At 53.4% G+C, this 16,305-nt stretch carries 14 protein-coding genes and 1 tRNA gene; 5 read left to right on the top strand and 10 right to left on the bottom strand.

The window, feature by feature from the left end; all coding sequences use genetic code 11:
* Positions 1–70 precede the first annotated feature (70 nt).
* The 5 genes from SMB34_RS07290 (at position 71) to SMB34_RS07270 (ending at position 4,990) form a co-directional block, all read left to right on the top strand.
* On the top strand, positions 71–1,033 hold the full coding sequence (locus SMB34_RS07290; protein ID WP_156962654.1) for an ABC transporter ATP-binding protein: 963 nt from the start codon (positions 71–73) through the stop codon (positions 1,031–1,033).
* 81 nt (positions 1,034–1,114) lie between these two features.
* Entirely contained in the window at positions 1,115–2,122 is a 1,008-nt protein-coding gene (locus SMB34_RS07285) for an alpha/beta hydrolase (protein ID WP_240478775.1), read from the top strand.
* A gap of 159 nt (positions 2,123–2,281) precedes the next feature.
* Positions 2,282–4,018, top strand: coding sequence for an adenylate/guanylate cyclase domain-containing protein (locus tag SMB34_RS07280; RefSeq protein WP_037988922.1), 1,737 nt, complete (start codon positions 2,282–2,284; stop codon positions 4,016–4,018).
* 141 nt (positions 4,019–4,159) lie between these two features.
* Positions 4,160–4,236, top strand: a tRNA-Arg gene (locus SMB34_RS07275).
* Between the two features lie 103 nt (positions 4,237–4,339).
* Positions 4,340–4,990: a 5'-methylthioadenosine/S-adenosylhomocysteine nucleosidase gene (locus SMB34_RS07270; RefSeq protein WP_037988921.1), complete on the top strand. Its 651-nt coding sequence runs from the start codon at positions 4,340–4,342 to the stop codon at positions 4,988–4,990.
* A 27-nt stretch (positions 4,991–5,017) separates the two neighbouring features.
* Here the strand turns inward: SMB34_RS07270 and SMB34_RS07265 are convergent, their stop codons facing one another.
* The 10 genes from SMB34_RS07265 to SMB34_RS07220 all read right to left on the bottom strand — a co-directional run bounded on the left by SMB34_RS07265 (position 5,018) and on the right by SMB34_RS07220 (position 16,261).
* The gene (locus SMB34_RS07265; protein ID WP_037989219.1) at positions 5,018–6,685 is read right to left on the bottom strand and encodes a thiamine pyrophosphate-binding protein; all 1,668 of its coding nucleotides are present in this window, start codon (positions 6,683–6,685) and stop codon (positions 5,018–5,020) included.
* A 171-nt stretch (positions 6,686–6,856) separates the two neighbouring features.
* Positions 6,857–7,378, bottom strand: coding sequence for a polysaccharide biosynthesis/export family protein (locus SMB34_RS07260; RefSeq protein ID WP_037988919.1), 522 nt, complete (start codon positions 7,376–7,378; stop codon positions 6,857–6,859).
* A gap of 4 nt (positions 7,379–7,382) precedes the next feature.
* Positions 7,383–8,549: an outer membrane beta-barrel protein gene (locus tag SMB34_RS07255; protein ID WP_037988918.1), complete on the bottom strand. Its 1,167-nt coding sequence runs from the start codon at positions 8,547–8,549 to the stop codon at positions 7,383–7,385.
* A 65-nt stretch (positions 8,550–8,614) separates the two neighbouring features.
* Positions 8,615–9,280 (bottom strand): sugar transferase, encoded by a 666-nt coding sequence (locus SMB34_RS07250; RefSeq protein ID WP_084716515.1) that lies wholly within the window; start codon positions 9,278–9,280, stop codon positions 8,615–8,617.
* A gap of 70 nt (positions 9,281–9,350) precedes the next feature.
* Positions 9,351–10,469 (bottom strand): AbrB family transcriptional regulator, encoded by a 1,119-nt coding sequence (locus tag SMB34_RS07245; RefSeq protein WP_037988916.1) that lies wholly within the window; start codon positions 10,467–10,469, stop codon positions 9,351–9,353.
* Positions 10,470–10,471: 2 nt separating this feature from the next.
* A complete protein-coding gene (locus tag SMB34_RS07240) occupies positions 10,472–12,154 on the bottom strand; it encodes a methyl-accepting chemotaxis protein (protein ID WP_037988914.1) in 1,683 nt (560 codons plus the stop codon).
* A gap of 35 nt (positions 12,155–12,189) precedes the next feature.
* The gene (locus tag SMB34_RS07235; RefSeq protein ID WP_037988912.1) at positions 12,190–13,725 is read right to left on the bottom strand and encodes a tripartite tricarboxylate transporter permease; all 1,536 of its coding nucleotides are present in this window, start codon (positions 13,723–13,725) and stop codon (positions 12,190–12,192) included.
* Positions 13,726–13,735: 10 nt separating this feature from the next.
* Positions 13,736–14,209, bottom strand: a complete 474-nt coding sequence (locus tag SMB34_RS07230; protein WP_007088608.1) for a tripartite tricarboxylate transporter TctB family protein — start codon at positions 14,207–14,209, stop codon at positions 13,736–13,738.
* Positions 14,210–14,255: 46 nt separating this feature from the next.
* On the bottom strand, positions 14,256–15,254 hold the full coding sequence (locus tag SMB34_RS07225; RefSeq protein ID WP_007088609.1) for a tripartite tricarboxylate transporter substrate binding protein: 999 nt from the start codon (positions 15,252–15,254) through the stop codon (positions 14,256–14,258).
* A gap of 326 nt (positions 15,255–15,580) precedes the next feature.
* A complete protein-coding gene (locus SMB34_RS07220) occupies positions 15,581–16,261 on the bottom strand; it encodes an IclR family transcriptional regulator (RefSeq protein WP_007088610.1) in 681 nt (226 codons plus the stop codon).
* Positions 16,262–16,305 lie beyond the last annotated feature (44 nt).

Genomic DNA, 16,305 nt, shown 5'->3' with positions numbered 1-16,305 from the left:
ATTCAATCAACACTTCCGCATGGTCTTAGCGCAAACAAGCCACGCGGAAAAGAGCGGAGATCACGCATTCATGACTGCAATGCCCGACTACGCCATCGAAGTCGAAGGGCTGACCAAGCTCTATAAGGGTGCGAACGGCGAAAAACTGGCACTGGACAATGTGTCGTTGAAAATTCCACGCGGTTCTTTCTTTGCCCTTCTTGGTCCGAATGGTGCCGGAAAGTCCACTTTTATCAATATACTGGCTGGTCTTGTCACCAAGACAAGCGGTACGGCAAAAATCTGGGGCTACGATATCGAAACCGAAATGCGTGCTGCGCGTTGTTCAATCGGGATCGTGCCGCAGGAACTTAATCTGGATGCATTTTTCACGCCGCGTCAGGCGATGGAATTGCAGGCAGGCCTGTATGGTGTCCCCAAAGCGGAACGTCGTACGGACGAGATTCTTGCCGCCCTTGGACTGTCTGACAAGGCCGATTCCTATTCCCGCTCACTTTCGGGCGGGATGCGTCGGCGTCTTCTTGTCGGCAAGGCGATGGTTCATATGCCGCCGGTTCTGGTGTTGGATGAACCAACGGCCGGGGTTGATATCGAACTGCGTCAGCAGCTTTGGGCCTATGTGAAGGAACTGAACAAGGCGGGCGTTACGATTGTTCTGACCACGCATTACCTTGAAGAAGCCGAAGAGCTTTGTGACGAGATTGCGATCATCAACAAGGGCAATGTGATTGCCCATGAAGACAAGCGCAGTCTTCTGCGTCGTATCGATCATAAAACCCTGATTCTGACAGTTAAAAATGCGCTCAATGCCGTACCCGAGGAACTGACCCCGTGGGGTGCTGAGCTTAAGGCCGCAAACCAGATCGCGCTGAATTACCGGCCCAGCAACACCCAGATGGCTGAAATTCTCAACGCCATTCAGGGCTGCGGTCTTGCGATTACCGACCTGTCGACCGAGGAGGGCGATCTTGAAGATATCTTCCTGATGCTGACTCGCGATAACGACAAGGCCCGTGCGGGCAAGGCGGCCTGATTTTCGGGGCGTCTCACCATCCTTCAAAACCCTGCAAGTTGCTTGCAGGGTTTTGTTTTTTGGCCTTAATTTGATCTGTAAATGCAAAGCAACATGATTGTGGGGGCGGCAATTCATCACATTGAGAAGGCATTGTCGTGGTTTGTCGGGCTTGGGTTCGCATTTTGGCTGGCGGGCTGCGCGCCGACGGTAATTCCCGCTGGCGATCCGATCGCCAGCGTTAGAATGACCGAAAATGCGTTTATGGCGTCTGATGGGGCATCTTTGCCGTTGCAGTATTGGGGGCCGGTTGATGATCCGGATGCGGTAATCCTTGGTCTGCATGGGTTTGGCGATTATGCGAACGCGTTTGACGAAGCCGGAACGGCGTTAGCTTCTGAAAATATTGCGCTTTTTGCCTATGATCAGCGCGGATTTGGCCGCACGGCAACACGGCCATTCTGGCCGGGAACGCAAAGCCTGATCAATGATGCATCTGATATGCTCGTCATTCTTCGCATGCGATATCCGGGGCGACCGATCTATTTGATGGGGGACTCGATGGGGGGTGCAGTTGCAATTGTGACAGCTGCGTCGCGCCCCCAATGGATGGACGGGGTTATTCTGGTCGCACCGGCAGTCTGGAACCGCGACATGATGCCATGGTATCAGACAGCGCCATTATCGATGATTTCCAATAGTTTGCCGTGGTTGCCCCTGTCGGGGCAGGGGCTTGATATATGGCCGTCTGACAATATAGAAATGCTTCGTCGTCTATCTCGTGATCCGTACATGATGAAATCGGTGAGGGTCGACATGGTTGCAGGACTGGCAGATTTGATGGATTTGGCGCAGCAGCGCGGTGGCGATATCGATATTCCGACACTTTTGATGTCAGGTCAGCAGGATCAGGTTATTCCACCGGGGGCGGTTGCCGCGATTGCAGATAACATGCGGGCGTCAAATAGCGATCAAAGCACGATTTGTCTTTATCGCGACGGCTATCACATGCTGTTGCGGGACCTGAATGGGCCAACGGTGATCGGCGATATCGGACGTTGGATAAAGGGTGGCGGTACCGCGCGGGATTTTTCGTGCCGGGTCAACTGATTGCATTTTGACCGGGGATCACCGATCAGGTAGCATTTTTAATCAGTTGCATATGGTTGTCATGCTTGTTACGCGGTGCGACCATCACGATATGGCACCTATCGCCTTTGCGTATTTGGTGGTGCTTTCAGCCATGTTTTTCGGAGGATCAGGACCGGCATGCTAAGGACCGTTCGGGCGAAGTTCCTGGGTGTCGCGGCCTTTTTTGTCGTGTGGCTTGTGGTGGCTACCGGGTTCTCCGTCATTCAGTCGTTGGGGATCAATGGCGATCTTGAAGCGGTGTCGCGCTATGTCACGCCGGTGAAGGATGCGCTTTCCGATGTGCGTTCCCGTCAGCTTGAACAGATTTCGCTGATCGACCGTTATATGCGTGTGGTCGAGAATGAAGGACCGGATGCATCGCTTTTAAGTGGCATCGAAATCGAAATTGATGCCAAGCAGACCCAGATCGAACAGGCTTTTCGCAAGGCGTTCACATCGGCAGCTCTTGGCCGGGCACAGGCATCAGGTCATTTTGATCAGGGCGTCTTGCTTGATCTTGATGTGCGGATGCGTGAATTTGCCGATATTGCCGCCCAGTTCAATCTGGGTGTTGAACGGCTGCTTGGCCGGGTACGCGATGGTGATCTTGACGATGCGCAACGTCAGGAAAATCTGGTGCGTGGCATTCATCGCAATATCGTGCTTGATCTGCGCAGCGAGATTTTGCTGCTGGAAAAATATTCCAGCGAAACAGTCGAAAATGTCTCAGCCCGCGAAGATTTCCTGATCCAGGCCGAATTCATCATGATGCTGGCCGCGGTGGTGATTGGCATTTCCTTTGCCTACTATCTGGCGCAGGCAGTGGTCAAAGCGGTTCGTGATACGACCAATGCGTTAAACAGCGTCCAGTCGGGCAAGCTCGATACCAGCCTTGATTTCAAGGGCAAGGGCGATTTTGCCCGTTTGGCGGATGCCTTCAACCGCATGACGCGTGAATTACGTGTCCGGTTCCGGATGCGCGAACGGTTTGGCAAATATATTGATCCAAAGATTATCAATAACCTGCTGTCGCAGGAAACCGCGCTTGAGACCTCGCAGAAGCGTGTAATGACGGTTAGCGTCGTCAACCTGACCAATTTTGACTGGATGGCGGAGCATATCCCGCCCGAGAAACTCGTCGATTTTCTGAATGATTATCTGACCGCCATGACCGAACCGATTGCCAACCACAGCGGCATTATTGATAACTTTGTCGGGGACCGGGTGATCGGTTTCTGGGGCCCGCCCTTCTGTGGGGAAAAAAGCCATGCCGGGCATGCCTGTCTGGCAGCGTTGGAGCAGGTGGCACGCTTTAATGCGCTAAAGACCAAATATGCCGACCTGATTGGCGATCACGGACTTGATATTCGCGTTGGTATTGCAACCGGCGAGGTTGTTGTCGGCTCCATCGGGACGGATAAATCACGGTCTTATACGGTGGTCGGCGACTGTGTGAACTATGCCAACCGTCTTGAAAAGGCCAACCGGATTTATGGTACGCAAATTCTGGCGTCGCATGAAACCGCCAGCATGGCAGCCGGCGAAATCGAGATGCGTGATCTTGACCATGTCGTGCTGCTGGGGACCGAGCATGTGGTCTATCTCTATGAAGTGCTGGCGCAGTCCGGACAGCTGAGCGATGAACGTCGCGAGTGGCGCAAAACCTATGAGATGGCGATTGCGCTTTATCGCGAGGGCCAGTTTGATAAGGCGCAACCGCTGTTTGAGGAAGTTCAAGAGGGTATCGGCAGCGATTTTGCCGCCCAGCTCATGCTTAACCGAATGGAACGTCTGCAGCGCCGTGAACAGGACCGGGAATGGAACGGGACCTGGATCGTACGGGATCCCTATGAGCGACGTGATGTCGAAAGCTGATCGCTGTGATATGCAGCAACCAGAATTTAACCAAACGGTCGACAGGATGCTGATTGGCAGGGGCCGTCAAAAATCCTTGCCCGCGACGGACAAAACCTGTATCACCCAACCGCTCGGGTCTTGCTGCCCGATGCCTATTGCGCACCCGTAGCTCAGCTGGATAGAGCGTTGCCCTCCGAAGGCAAAGGCCACAGGTTCGAATCCTGTCGGGTGCGCCAATTTTCTTAGGAATATTTTCAAAGACTCCCGATTAAGGGCTGGTAAAGCGTGTCCTGAACTTTAATCTGCATTCGGGTTAATTGTAGACGGGATGGATGAGACATGCGTGGATATCTTCATGATTTTGCCGGAACCAATGTGCTGTTTGCCATGGCGGCAAATCAGGAATATGGCCCTCATCTTGAAAAACTGTTCAAACCACTGATGATCGGCATCGGTCCGGTTGAGGCGGCACTTAATCTGAGCGCAGCCTTGACGGAGCTGAAATTGGTGAGCGATTTGCCCGATCTGGTGGTAACCCTTGGATCGGCAGGTTCGCGCACGCTTAAGCAGGCGGCGGTTTATCAGGCGTCATCTGTGTCTTACCGCGATATGGATTGCTCAGCACTTGGTTTTGAGAAGGGGATTACGCCCTATCTGAATCTTCCGGCAGTTATGGAATTGCCTTATCGCATTCCAGGTGTCGCGGAAGCACGTTTGTCGACGGGGGCAAACGTTGTCTCGGGTGTCGCTTATGATGCGATTGATGCCGATATGGTCGATATGGAAACCTATGCCATTCTGCGCGTTTGCCAGAAGTTTGACGTGCCGCTAATCGGTTTGCGCGGAATTTCCGATGGCAAGGAAGAGCTCAAAAAGCTTTCGGATTGGACAGCTTATTTGCATGTCATTGATGAGAAGCTAGCAGACGCGGTTGGCAAGTTGCGCAAGGCGCTTGAAAATGACGAGATCACCTTGCCGAATGGTAAGTGACCTCGTCGTATTTCATAGCTTTTCAGATTAACTACCTGCGCGAATTTGATCCAGTGTCTTGATCGGGGTTAAGGCCTGCGGATCAACCTGCACCTCGATAATTGCCGGTTTGCCGCAATTCATCGCACGTTCAAAAGCCGGGCCGAAATCTTCGGTTTTGGTAACGGTTTCTCCATGTCCGCCAAAGGCAATGGCGTAGGCGGCAAAATCCGGGTTGTGCAGCTGGGTGCCGGAAACGCGACCGGGATAATTGCGTTCCTGATGCATGCGGATGGTACCGAACATGCCGTTATTGACCACGATCACGATGATGTTGGCACCGTACTGAACCGCCGTTGCGAATTCCTGGCCGTGCATCAAAAAGCATCCGTCACCGGCAAGACAGATCGATGGGCGATCCGGGTGGGTCAGCTTGGCGGCTACAGATGCCGGAAGGCCATAGCCCATCGAACCCGAAGTCGGTGCGAGTTCGGTGCGATATTTGCCATACCGGAAGAAGCGGTGCAGGAAGGCGGCATAGTTGCCAGCCCCGTTGGTCACAATTGCGTCTTCGGGTAGCATTTCGCGAAGTTGCGCAACGACATGTGCCATTTTCACGTCACCCGGCGTATCAAGCGGGGTCGAGAATTTCAGGTATGATGCGTGAGCTGCTTCAATCTGCTCTTCACGGTCGCTTCCGTCCACTGGTTCCATCATAGCAATCGCACGGATAAAGGACCGTTGGGACGCATTGATTGCGATATCAGGGCGATAAACGCGCCCCAGTTCATCGGGGCCTGCGTAAACATGAATCAGTTTCTGTTTCGGGCAGGGAATTTCAAGCAGGCTGTACCCGCTACTGGTCATTTCCCCCATGCGCGACCCGACAAGGATCACAAGGTCGCTTTCGCGAATGAATTGCGCCAGTTCCGGATTGATCCCGATGCCGACATCGCCAATGAAATGGCTGTGCGTGTTCGGGATGTAATCCTGACAGCGGAAGCTGGTAGCGATCGCAACATTGTTTCGTTTTGCAAACGATTTAAGGTTTTCGGTGGTTTCTGCGGTCCATCCACCACCGCCAACGATCATGATCGGTTGTTTCGCATCTGCCAGTGCGCCACGGAACCGGGCGACATCTTCGGGGGCGGTTTTGGCTTCGATCGGGACATAGGGTTTGGCATCGGCAACTGCGGCTGCAGATGACAGCATATCTTCCGGCAGTGCAAGGACGACTGGTCCGGGGCGACCGGATGTCGAGATATGATAGGCGTGGCTGATATATTCCGGGATGCGGTTGATGTCGTCGATCTGGGCAACCCACTTGCAAAGCGGTTCGAACATCTTGCGATAGTCGACTTCCTGAAAGGCTTCGCGATCAACCATTTCACGCCCGATCTGACCGACCAGAAGGATCATCGGGGTGCTGTCCTGATGGGCGACATGCACGCCCGCCGACGCATTGGTTGCACCTGGACCGCGCGTGACCATGCAGATGCCGGGTTTTCCGGTCAGTTTGCCGTGCGCCTCGGCCATAATGGCGGCACCGCCTTCCTGACGGCAGATGATCGGTTCTATATCGGGATGGTCGACCAGGCCATCGAGAACAGCCAGATAGCTCTCACCGGGAACAAGATAAACCCGTTCGCAGCCATGAAGGGCAAGTTGATCGACCAGTATGCGTCCGCCGTGACGCATTTCCGCAGTATTCGACATTCGGGGCTCCCTGAGATGCGCATTGTCTTGGTGGGGCGCTTTTGCGCGTGACCGGATTTCATCATGGTTAAACCGGCCCGTAAAGATGGGGTTCACCTTGAAACAGATTTTTTCGTCAATCTTTTGAAATCGTTCCAATTAGATTGATCGCTTATTCGCTTACAACGAGATTTAAAAATACCGTTCAGTGATGTGAATAATATCACCAGGCAATACAATGCTTTGCTCGTTGGCCTGAATCTCGACGCGATTATCGTCGCGGCCACGCATGATAATGATGTCATCCTGATCGGCGCGATAAGTGTAACCGCCACCAAGTGCGACGGCATTCAATACGTTCATTCCTGAAGCATATCCGTACTCACCGGGCTCATTGATTTCGCCAATAATATAGACGGGGCGGAAATGAAGAACATCAATGGATACAACGGGATGGCGTAGATAACCGTCTGCTAGGGCATTGGCGATGGTTTGCTGTGCGGCTTGTGGCGTGAGGTCGCGCAAGGTAACCGTTCCGATCAGGGGCAAAGTGACGGATCCGTCTGCACCGACCGAGAAATCACCTGAAAGAGATTCCTCGTCGAAAACCGTGATGCGCAGCTCGTCTCCGCTATCAATCGTGTAGACGGTCTGGGCATGAACGCCACCTGAAACCGCGAACAAAAGGATTGCAGTCAGAATTATGTTTTTCATGACATCACATTTTCAACCGAAGCGTCAGCAAAGCGCGATTGCGGCGATAATCATGGCCGGTTTCGTTTGATTTACGCTGGTCATATCGCCAGGAACCATCCAGTTCCGTAAAACGGTTGACTACATAAAGCACGCCCCCGCCAAAGTGCGTTACTTTGTCAGTACGTCCAGCACCCTCAAACCGATCCTGCTGATAGCCAGCGTTAAGGCGGATGCTTAGCCAGCGCCGTAGTTCATGTTCAATACCGGCATCGAAGCTTTCACCGATAATTCCGCTAGCACCGGTAACGGTGGTTTCCCCGATTTCGCGTTTGGCACGGAAATCCAACGCAGTCATGCGTGTAATATTCCATGTTGTTGCGGCACGAAGTGAAAATCCTTCGTTATTTTGCAAACGGGAATCCTCATAAATTTGCGACATCCATCCAGCCCCGAGATCGGCCTTAATCAAATTGGTAAGGTCAAATGTCATGCCGCCCAGTAACCGGTAACCGTTTGAATTGCGAAAAATGCCCTGATCGTCGGGGGTATTTTCATATTCTCGCTGGTTAAAGGTGGTCTCGCCATAAGCTTCGCGGCCTGGTCCCAGTTGATAAGAAGCCCGCATGATCAGCCGCAATTCAGTCCGATCCCGATCATCATTATTGGCAATGCCCCCATTGGTGAGCGCGGTATCGTCAAAATCAAGCTGTCGAAAGGCCATGGCGGCACGGTAGTGGACATCACCGGCAAAATAGCGAAGGGCAATTTCAGTATTTTTCTCGTCATAGGTGACGGGTTCGTTGGCACCGGTCGGAATATCATCACCGCCGCGATCTTCGTGACCTTTGGCGATACGGAAATCGCCATCAACAGCAAATGCCGGGCCGATATCCGATCCGGCGGAAACACCAAGTTCGCCATCCAGATAATCATCTTCGCCTGATTTGGCGTAAAACCCAGCATCACCGAGAGCTTCAAGCCGTAAGCGGGCCCGTTGCCAATTTGATTGCAAGGTTAAAGCAGGTACTACCCGGCTAATGGTGTCGGACTTTTGGGTGCTATCGGACAGAAAAATATTGTCGTTGAATTCCTCTGTCACCGATAGCGATGGCACCAAATCAAAAAGGCCAAGCTGAATTGTTGTATCTCGCCTGTTCTTTTGTGTCGGTTCAGACTTTGCAAAAGCCATAGGATTGAAACAGTTGGCCAGCAGAATGCTGCAACATAGTGAAGCAGTCTTAAAGCCAGCGTTTTTCATCCGGTACGACATGGTGACAGTGTTTCAGGGGATGTGCGCTTAGGGCCATTCACCCAGTACCAAGGGCGCGTGATTGTGCAGATCAAAATAAGTATGTCAGATGTCAAAGATTGCTGGTTGATATAGAGAAGATCACAGTCAAGGCGGCTTTTCAGATCAAAACTGGACTGAATTGGGCCGCGCCAACCATTGATCTGGGCCAGACCTGTGATGCCAGGTGGCACCTGATGGCGTGCATTATAAAGCGCAAAGTGCCGGGCGAAATCGTGATTGTCCGCTGGTGTATGCGGACGCGGCCCGACAAGTGACATATCACCACGAACGATATTGAAAAGCTGCGGCAGCTCGTCCAGACCCCAGCGCCGAATGAAATTACAGAATTTTGTCGGTGGCAGAGGTGTGCCGTCCGGGCGTATCGAACCCCAAAGAGTGCAGAACTTATAAATATTGAAAGGCCTGCCAAGATATCCGATGCGAACCTGTTTGAAAAATACGGGGCCACGATGATCGCATTTCAGGGCTATCGCTATCATAAATAGTAAAGGCAGGGCCGCGATAAGTAAGGTTGTGGCAACTGAAAGATCAAAGAGCCGTTTCGGCAAAGGACTTTGGCCGTGTAAGCCGAATGTTTGCGAGCTCCGCCCCGAAAGCCTCGTTTGCATTTTCTGTTCCCCGCCCGGAATGTGCAGGAAAAGATTAGCGAATTAATCGTAAGACGCCAACGCTTTATAACTAAAGGTTGTTTAAACGCTTTTGACGATATCGTTCGAACCACTTTGCCATGATTGGTGCCAGCAATACGATCTCGAAAATGCGGACGATATGATGGAAAGCAACAAAGCTTGGTTCGACATTCAGCGCCAGCGCGATTAGGGACATTTCCGCAACGCCACCCGGTGCGAAGGCGAGCAGAACAGCAATATAATCAAGATCCAGCCAGTCAGAAACAAACCAGGCCACTCCGCCGGTGAAGGCAAGGATCAGCAAAGTGGCAAAGATCGAATAACCTGCAAGACGGGCGAGGAAGGAAAGCTTTACCCCGGCAAAGCGACTGCCAATTGCCGAGCCGAGGATCAGAAGGCTTCCGGCCAATAACCATCCGGGCAGATTGCCCTCTACAAGGCCGGTTACATGCAAAACCATGCTGGCCATCATGGCGCCGGTCATTTCGGCGGCGGGAATGCCGATTTTTCGGAAAACCAGGACGGTTGCAATCGCACAGAATGCCGTGATCAGTCCTTCGGACAACGTCATCTGTATGGCTTCGCTATCGCCATGACCACTTGCGACGACACCGGTGATCATAAGGACGATCAATGGTGCTGACATGACCAGAAGCAGAACGCGCAAACCCTGTGTGAGGGCGATTTCCTGTTCGTTGCCGCCTGCGGCGGCACCCAGAACCACCATTGGCGTCAAACCGCCCGGTGTGGCTGAAAACAAAGCCGTTGCCGGATCGAGTTTTGCGACCTTGCTGTAAAACCAGGTAACAACAAGCGTGATGATCGGAACGTAAAGCAGAACCGCAATCATACTGATCGGCCATCGGGCCGCCTGATCAAGGGTATCTGGGGTAAAGGATGCCCCGAGAAATACGCCGATCACACCCAGAATAACGGAGCGAAATCGCATCGGGATACCCATGCGGACACGCAGCAGGCTGGCGACAAAGGTCGCGAGCATTGGCCCCATCATCCAGGCAAGCGGCATATTGATGCCGTGTGCGATCAATCCGCCCACAAGCCCTATGCCAAGTGCCACAAACAGGTTTTTGAAAAATTTCGGGGTGAGGCTGCTGGAAAGGCGGTTGATCCAACTGTCGTCTGCGGGCCTTTCCGGCGGGACGCTCATTATTATGCCTCGGCCTTGTTCTTGTTGATCTGGTCAAGGAAGCCGTCGATCGCATCACGCAGGCGGGCAGCTTCGGCATTCAGGGTGTTTGTCGCACGCGAAACGTTTTCCGATCCGGTGTGAACGCGGGCGGTTTCCGTGTCCAATGCACCAACTGCATCGGCAACTGTCCGCATGCCACCATTGGCATCATGGATGCTGGTCGATATGCCATTGGTCGAGGCTTGTTGTTCTTCCACCGCCGCCGCAATGGCCGCGGCTGATTGATCAACTTCACCAATAACATTGGCAACGGATTCAAGAGCACTGACAACATTGTCCGTCAGACCGCGGATTTCTTCGACCTGTGCCGAAATATCCTCGGTCGCGCGGGCGGTTTGCGATGCAAGGTTTTTAACCTCGCCTGCGACGACGGCAAAGCCTTTGCCTGCGTCACCGGCACGTGCTGCCTCGATCGTTGCGTTCAATGCCAGAAGGTTTGTCTGGTTGGCGATGTCTTCGATCAGCGTAACAATATCACCAATTCGCTGGGTTGCTTCGGTCAGCTGTTCAAACAGGGCGCGGGAATGTTCACTCTCAGTGCGGGCGCGTCCGGCAACTTCGGCTGATTTCTGTGCCTGCTGGCCAATTTCGCCGATGGCCTCTGACAGGTTGGCGGTGGTTTGTGATACGGCCTCGATATGATGCAGGACAGCTTCGGAATGATGGTTGGCATCAGCAGCACGTGCGGTGGCCGATGTTGCAATCTGTTCCATGTCGTTTGCCGAGCCGTTCAGTGACCCGAATTCACGGTCAAATCCGCCGAGAGCTTCCTGGACGGCCCGCTGGAAATTGTCGGTTGCCTTAACCAGTTCAAGCTGGCGTTCGCGTTCTATCTTTCGCACGCGTTCGCGTTCATGACGCAGTGTTTCGGCTTCTTTTGACTGATCGCGAAGAACGGTTACCGAGCGCGCAACCACGCCAATCTCGTCACGGCGCTGCACACCACGAATTTCCACATCAAGGTCACCCTTGGAAATCTGTTCGATCAGTTGCGCAAGATCGGTCATCGGGCGCGAAATACGGCGTGAAACAAAGACTGAAACGACTGCCGCGACAAAGATCACGACAATCGCGACAATGACGAAGACCTTCTGAAGTGTTTCGGCCTGCGCTTGGGCGTTGCCAAATGATGTGGTGGCAACTTCCTGAGACTGCGCGAGAATTTTCTGCAACGGTACTTGCAGTGCGCGGAAGGACTCATCGGCACGCGCAATAACCTCAAGCGCGCCATAGATATTCATCTCGCTTTCGATCAGGAACTGATCGACTTCGTTCATATAGGTGTCGTAGGCGGTGGTAAATTCATCGCCGCCGACTTCTGCCAGACGTTCGGCAAGTGGAGCCAGTTCGGTAGACAGATTACCGGCCTTTTCGCGAAGTTCGGGAACCGCGGCGGCATTAACGCCGTTGGAATCCCACGTCAGAATCCGGAAAAGGCTTCCGTGCGCTTCGTTCAGTTCGTCACTGAGTGTCAGTGCATCGGAACGGCGTTCATAAGCTTCGACGCGAAGGTTGTTCAGCGTTTCCTTTTCGCTTTCCAATGTCAGAACCGTTGCGATACCCATCGCAATGATCACAACCATCAGAAAAACAGGAACCAAAAGGGTTTTCGGGCCGATTGAAAGATTATCGAGAAAACGCATCGCTTTTGTATCCTTCGCGTCGAAGATATTTGGTCTTACATTTCGCCGTCGTTCGGAACGGCCTTGCGGTTGCGCAACCACTGACGGGTGTTCCCGACAAGCGGTGCCAACAGGAAGGCAATGCTGATCAACAGGATTATAAGCGTAATCGGACGTTCCCAAAGGAAGGAAATCGAACCATCACTGATCATCAATGCGCGACGCAGGTTTTCTTCCATCATTTCGCCCAGGATGAAGCCCAGCAGCATGGGGGCCATCGGATAGTTCAACAGGCGCAGGCCAATGGCAATTGCCGCGGCCAAGACCATCATGTGAATATCCATGGTGTTAAACGTCACCAGATAAACACCGATCAGCGAGAAGAACAGGACGAACGGAACCAGCAACTGTTGCGGCAGTGCCAGCAAACGCGAGATGTACGGGATCAGCGGCAGGTTCAGAACCAGCAGAACGATATTGCCGATATACATCGAAATGATGACCGACCAGAACACGTCAGGCTGTTCGACGAACAGACGCGGACCTGGCTGAACACCATAAGAAATCAGCGCACCCATCATCACAGCAGTGGTTCCCGAACCCGGGATACCAAGTGTTAGAAGCGGGACGAACGAACCGGAACATGCCGCGTTGTTTGCCGTTTCCGGCGCTGTGAGACCACGGATTGATCCCTTGCCAAACTTGAGCTTTTCCTTGGCACTGGCCAGGTTGCGTTCAAGGCCATAGGCAAGGAAGGACGCGATCGTTGCACCGGCACCCGGAAGAACGCCGGTGAAGAAACCAAGCACCGAGGAGCGGGCGATGACCGGGGTCATGATTTTGACCTCTTCCTTCGTCAGCTTCATGGAGCCGAGGTTTCTAAGTGCTTTTTGTTCGTCAGTACGGGTATCCTTGGTCGGACGCAGAATCTGCAGAAGGGCTTCGGACAGGGCAAATGTCGACATCGCCAGCAACAGGAAGCTAATGCCGTCGACAAGGTCCATGCTGCCAAAGGTGAAGCGCGCAACGCCAGCCGCCGGATCGGTGCCGATGGTTGATAGCATGATGCCAAACAGGGTCATCGTGATTGCCTTCAGAACCTGTCCCTTTCCGGCGAACGCGGAAACGGCAGTCAGGCCCAGAACCATCAATGCAAAGTAATCAGCCGACTGGAAGGACAGCGAAACCGAAGCCAGTGCCGGTGCTGCAACCAGAAGGAAGATGGCAGCGATCGTGCCCCCAGAGAAGGAAGAATAGGCCGCGATGGCAAGCGCCTTGCCGGCATGGCCCTGCTGAGCCATCGGGTAACCGTCAAACGCCGTGGCAACGGTTCCGGCAACGCCGGGCGCATTGATCAGGATTGATGATGTCGACCCGCCAAAAATCGCGCCGTAATACACACCAGCCATAAGGATCAGGCCGGTAGAAGGATCAAAGCCATAGGTGATCGGGATCATCAGCGCAATGGCCGTGATCGGACCGAGACCAGGCAACATGCCGATAAAGGTACCGGCAAAACAACCGACAACAACCATCAGAAGGTTGATCGGCATGACGGCGGTCGAAAGACCGGAGAAAATTCCTTCAAGCATTTCTTTCGCCTTAGCCCAGCATTTCGAAGATGTCGCCCGGTGCCAGATAAATCCCCATCAACTGGGACAGCAGGAACCAGAACACGAAAACGACAGGTACGGCTGCACCCAGCAGGACCTTGATGCGGCGTTCGCCAAGAACGGCAAAACCGCCCATCAGGAAGATGGTGGTCGAGATCAGGAAGCCGAGATAGCGAATGGTCAGGCCATAGAAGATCATCAATGCGGCAAGCATGATGACCGGTTTCCATTTCATGCCGCGGAATGCGGCAAGGAGGCTGCCGGCCTCTCGATTGGCCGGCAGTACCAGTTGGACGAAGGAAACCACACCCAGTACCCACGCCACGGCATTAGGGAGGGTCCGGGCATTGAACGGGGCATCTTCGTCACCGAACAGAAGCGGGATATCGCGAACATAATAGCCATAGATCAGCGCAAGGCACAAAAAGAGCAGTGCGCCGAACTTGTCACGATTGATGGACATGGCGTGGTTTCCTTCAGAGGTCTTTTTTATTGCAGGTCGAGATGGCTTATTTCAGGAAGCCAAGTTCACGCATCAGATCGCCAACCGTTTTTTCCTGATTTTCCATGAACGCGGAAAACTCGGCACGCGGCTTGTAGAACTTTTCCCAGCCGTTACGCTTGCGAACGACTTCCCATTCTTCGGTTGCCTGAACGTCTTTCAAAATCTTGGCGTATTCGTCCGCCTTTTCAGCCGAAAGAGCCGGGGAACCGAAATAACCACGCCAGTTGATGAATTCAGCATTAATGCCAAGCTCACCCAGCGAAGGAACGTCCGGAGCAACTTCGATCCGATCGGTCGAGGTCACAGCCAGAATACGAATCTGACCTGCTTTGTGCAGTTCAAGAAGTTCGCCAAGACCGGTCGAAATGACCTCGGTTTCACCCGACAGGAGACCGGCAATTGCTTTGCCACCGGCGTCGTAAGGAATGTATTTCACCTGTTTGGCATCACCGCCGCCCTGCTGAACAGCATAGGCCGCAACAATGTGATCCATACCGCCGCGGACCGAACCGCCACCAAACTTGACCGAGCTCGGATCAGCTTTGATCGCTTCGACAACATCAGTAAAGGATTTGTAAGGGCTGTCAGCCGGAACGCCAAACGCGGCATATTCAGCAACAACACCGGCAATCGGGGTCAGGTCACGGAACGACTGCGGGAATACGCCGGTCAAAGAACGGATGATGATCGGGGTGGAGTTGACCATCAGGGTGTTGTCGAGGCGATCTGCAGCTTCGATCATGTAGGCAATGGCTTTACCACCACCGCCGCCAGACATGTTTTCATATGACGCCGTACCGACCAGACCAGATTTGGTCAGGGCTTCACCGGTACCACGTGCAGTGCTGTCCCAGCCACCGCCGGCACCACCCGGAACGATGAAGTGGATATCATTAACTTCCTGCGCTTTGGCATCAAAGGCGCCAAATGCAGCAGTTGAAACGGCAACAGCAGTTGCTGCAGCCAAGAATCCGCGACGTGAGAACATCGTCAGCTTCGTCATGTTGTCGTCTCCTCCAGACACAAAAACCTTCCCTGGCCGCCGATTGGCGGCAGGCCGATCAGTTCAGGACAAGGCATCTGCAATGAAGGTCTGGCTGCGCTTGCATTCCGGCGACATGCCGGTACCCCATGACAACAAACAGCTGAAGGCCTCCCTTGCCGATGATCCTTTTTGATTGTCCTTATATCAGATCATTCGACCTGACGGATCGGCAGCGCGAAGACGGTAACAGGCAAACCTGTCACCAACCTGTCATCGCACCAAACAGAGTGAAAAAAGTTCACAGCATTTATGATCATGCGGCAAAAGCCGCTGCGGAAAACGGTTTATGCCGACAATGCTCGTCCACACTCAAGGGCATGTTTCTTCAGGAAAAGAAGTGCTTCCTTGCGTTTCGATTGATTGAACCGGCTGACCGGTCCCGAAAGAGTCAAAACACCAAGCAGCCTGTTCTGCCGGTCCAGAACGGGTACTGCGATTGCTGATATATCCGGATCACGTTCGCCTTCGCTTTGGGAAAAACCGGCTTCAAGAACGTCAATTGCATGATCATCGACGCCATTACCCCATGCGCGTATCACGTGCCCGGCCGCGCCACGATCACAGGGGAGTATCGCACCTTCTTCCAGATGGTGGCGCAGGCTGCTGGGGGAATTTTCGCGAAACAGGCACAGGCGGTTTTCTCCTTCGGGCACATAAAAAGAGGCTGTTTCGCCGCTGGCCAAAACAAGCGCCGACAGATGTGGTCGAACCACGTCATCCATACGAAATGAACGACGATATATTGACCCCAGACGCCACAATGCTGGTCCCAGCCGGTAACGTCCACGCCCCGATATTGCCAGAAACCCCCGCGACTCCAGCGTTCCAGCCAATCGGGTGATCGTGCTTTTATACATCCCTGTGCGTTCAGCAAGGTCCTTGAGCGAAAGATCGGCGTCGCGATCTGTAAAGGCATCAAGAATGACCAGGGCACGTTCAACCGCGCTAACATTCTGTTCTGACATGATTAATCCGATTTCCGCGTGACGGTTGGACCCGATGCAATGTT

Origin of the sequence: Thalassospira permensis NBRC 106175, from assembly GCF_000714555.1 — a bacterium.
In the GTDB taxonomy this organism is placed as follows: Bacteria; Pseudomonadota; Alphaproteobacteria; order Rhodospirillales; family Thalassospiraceae; genus Thalassospira; species Thalassospira xiamenensis.
Note: the sequence above shows the minus strand (reverse complement) of the source record. Positions and strands in the feature narration are given on the sequence as shown.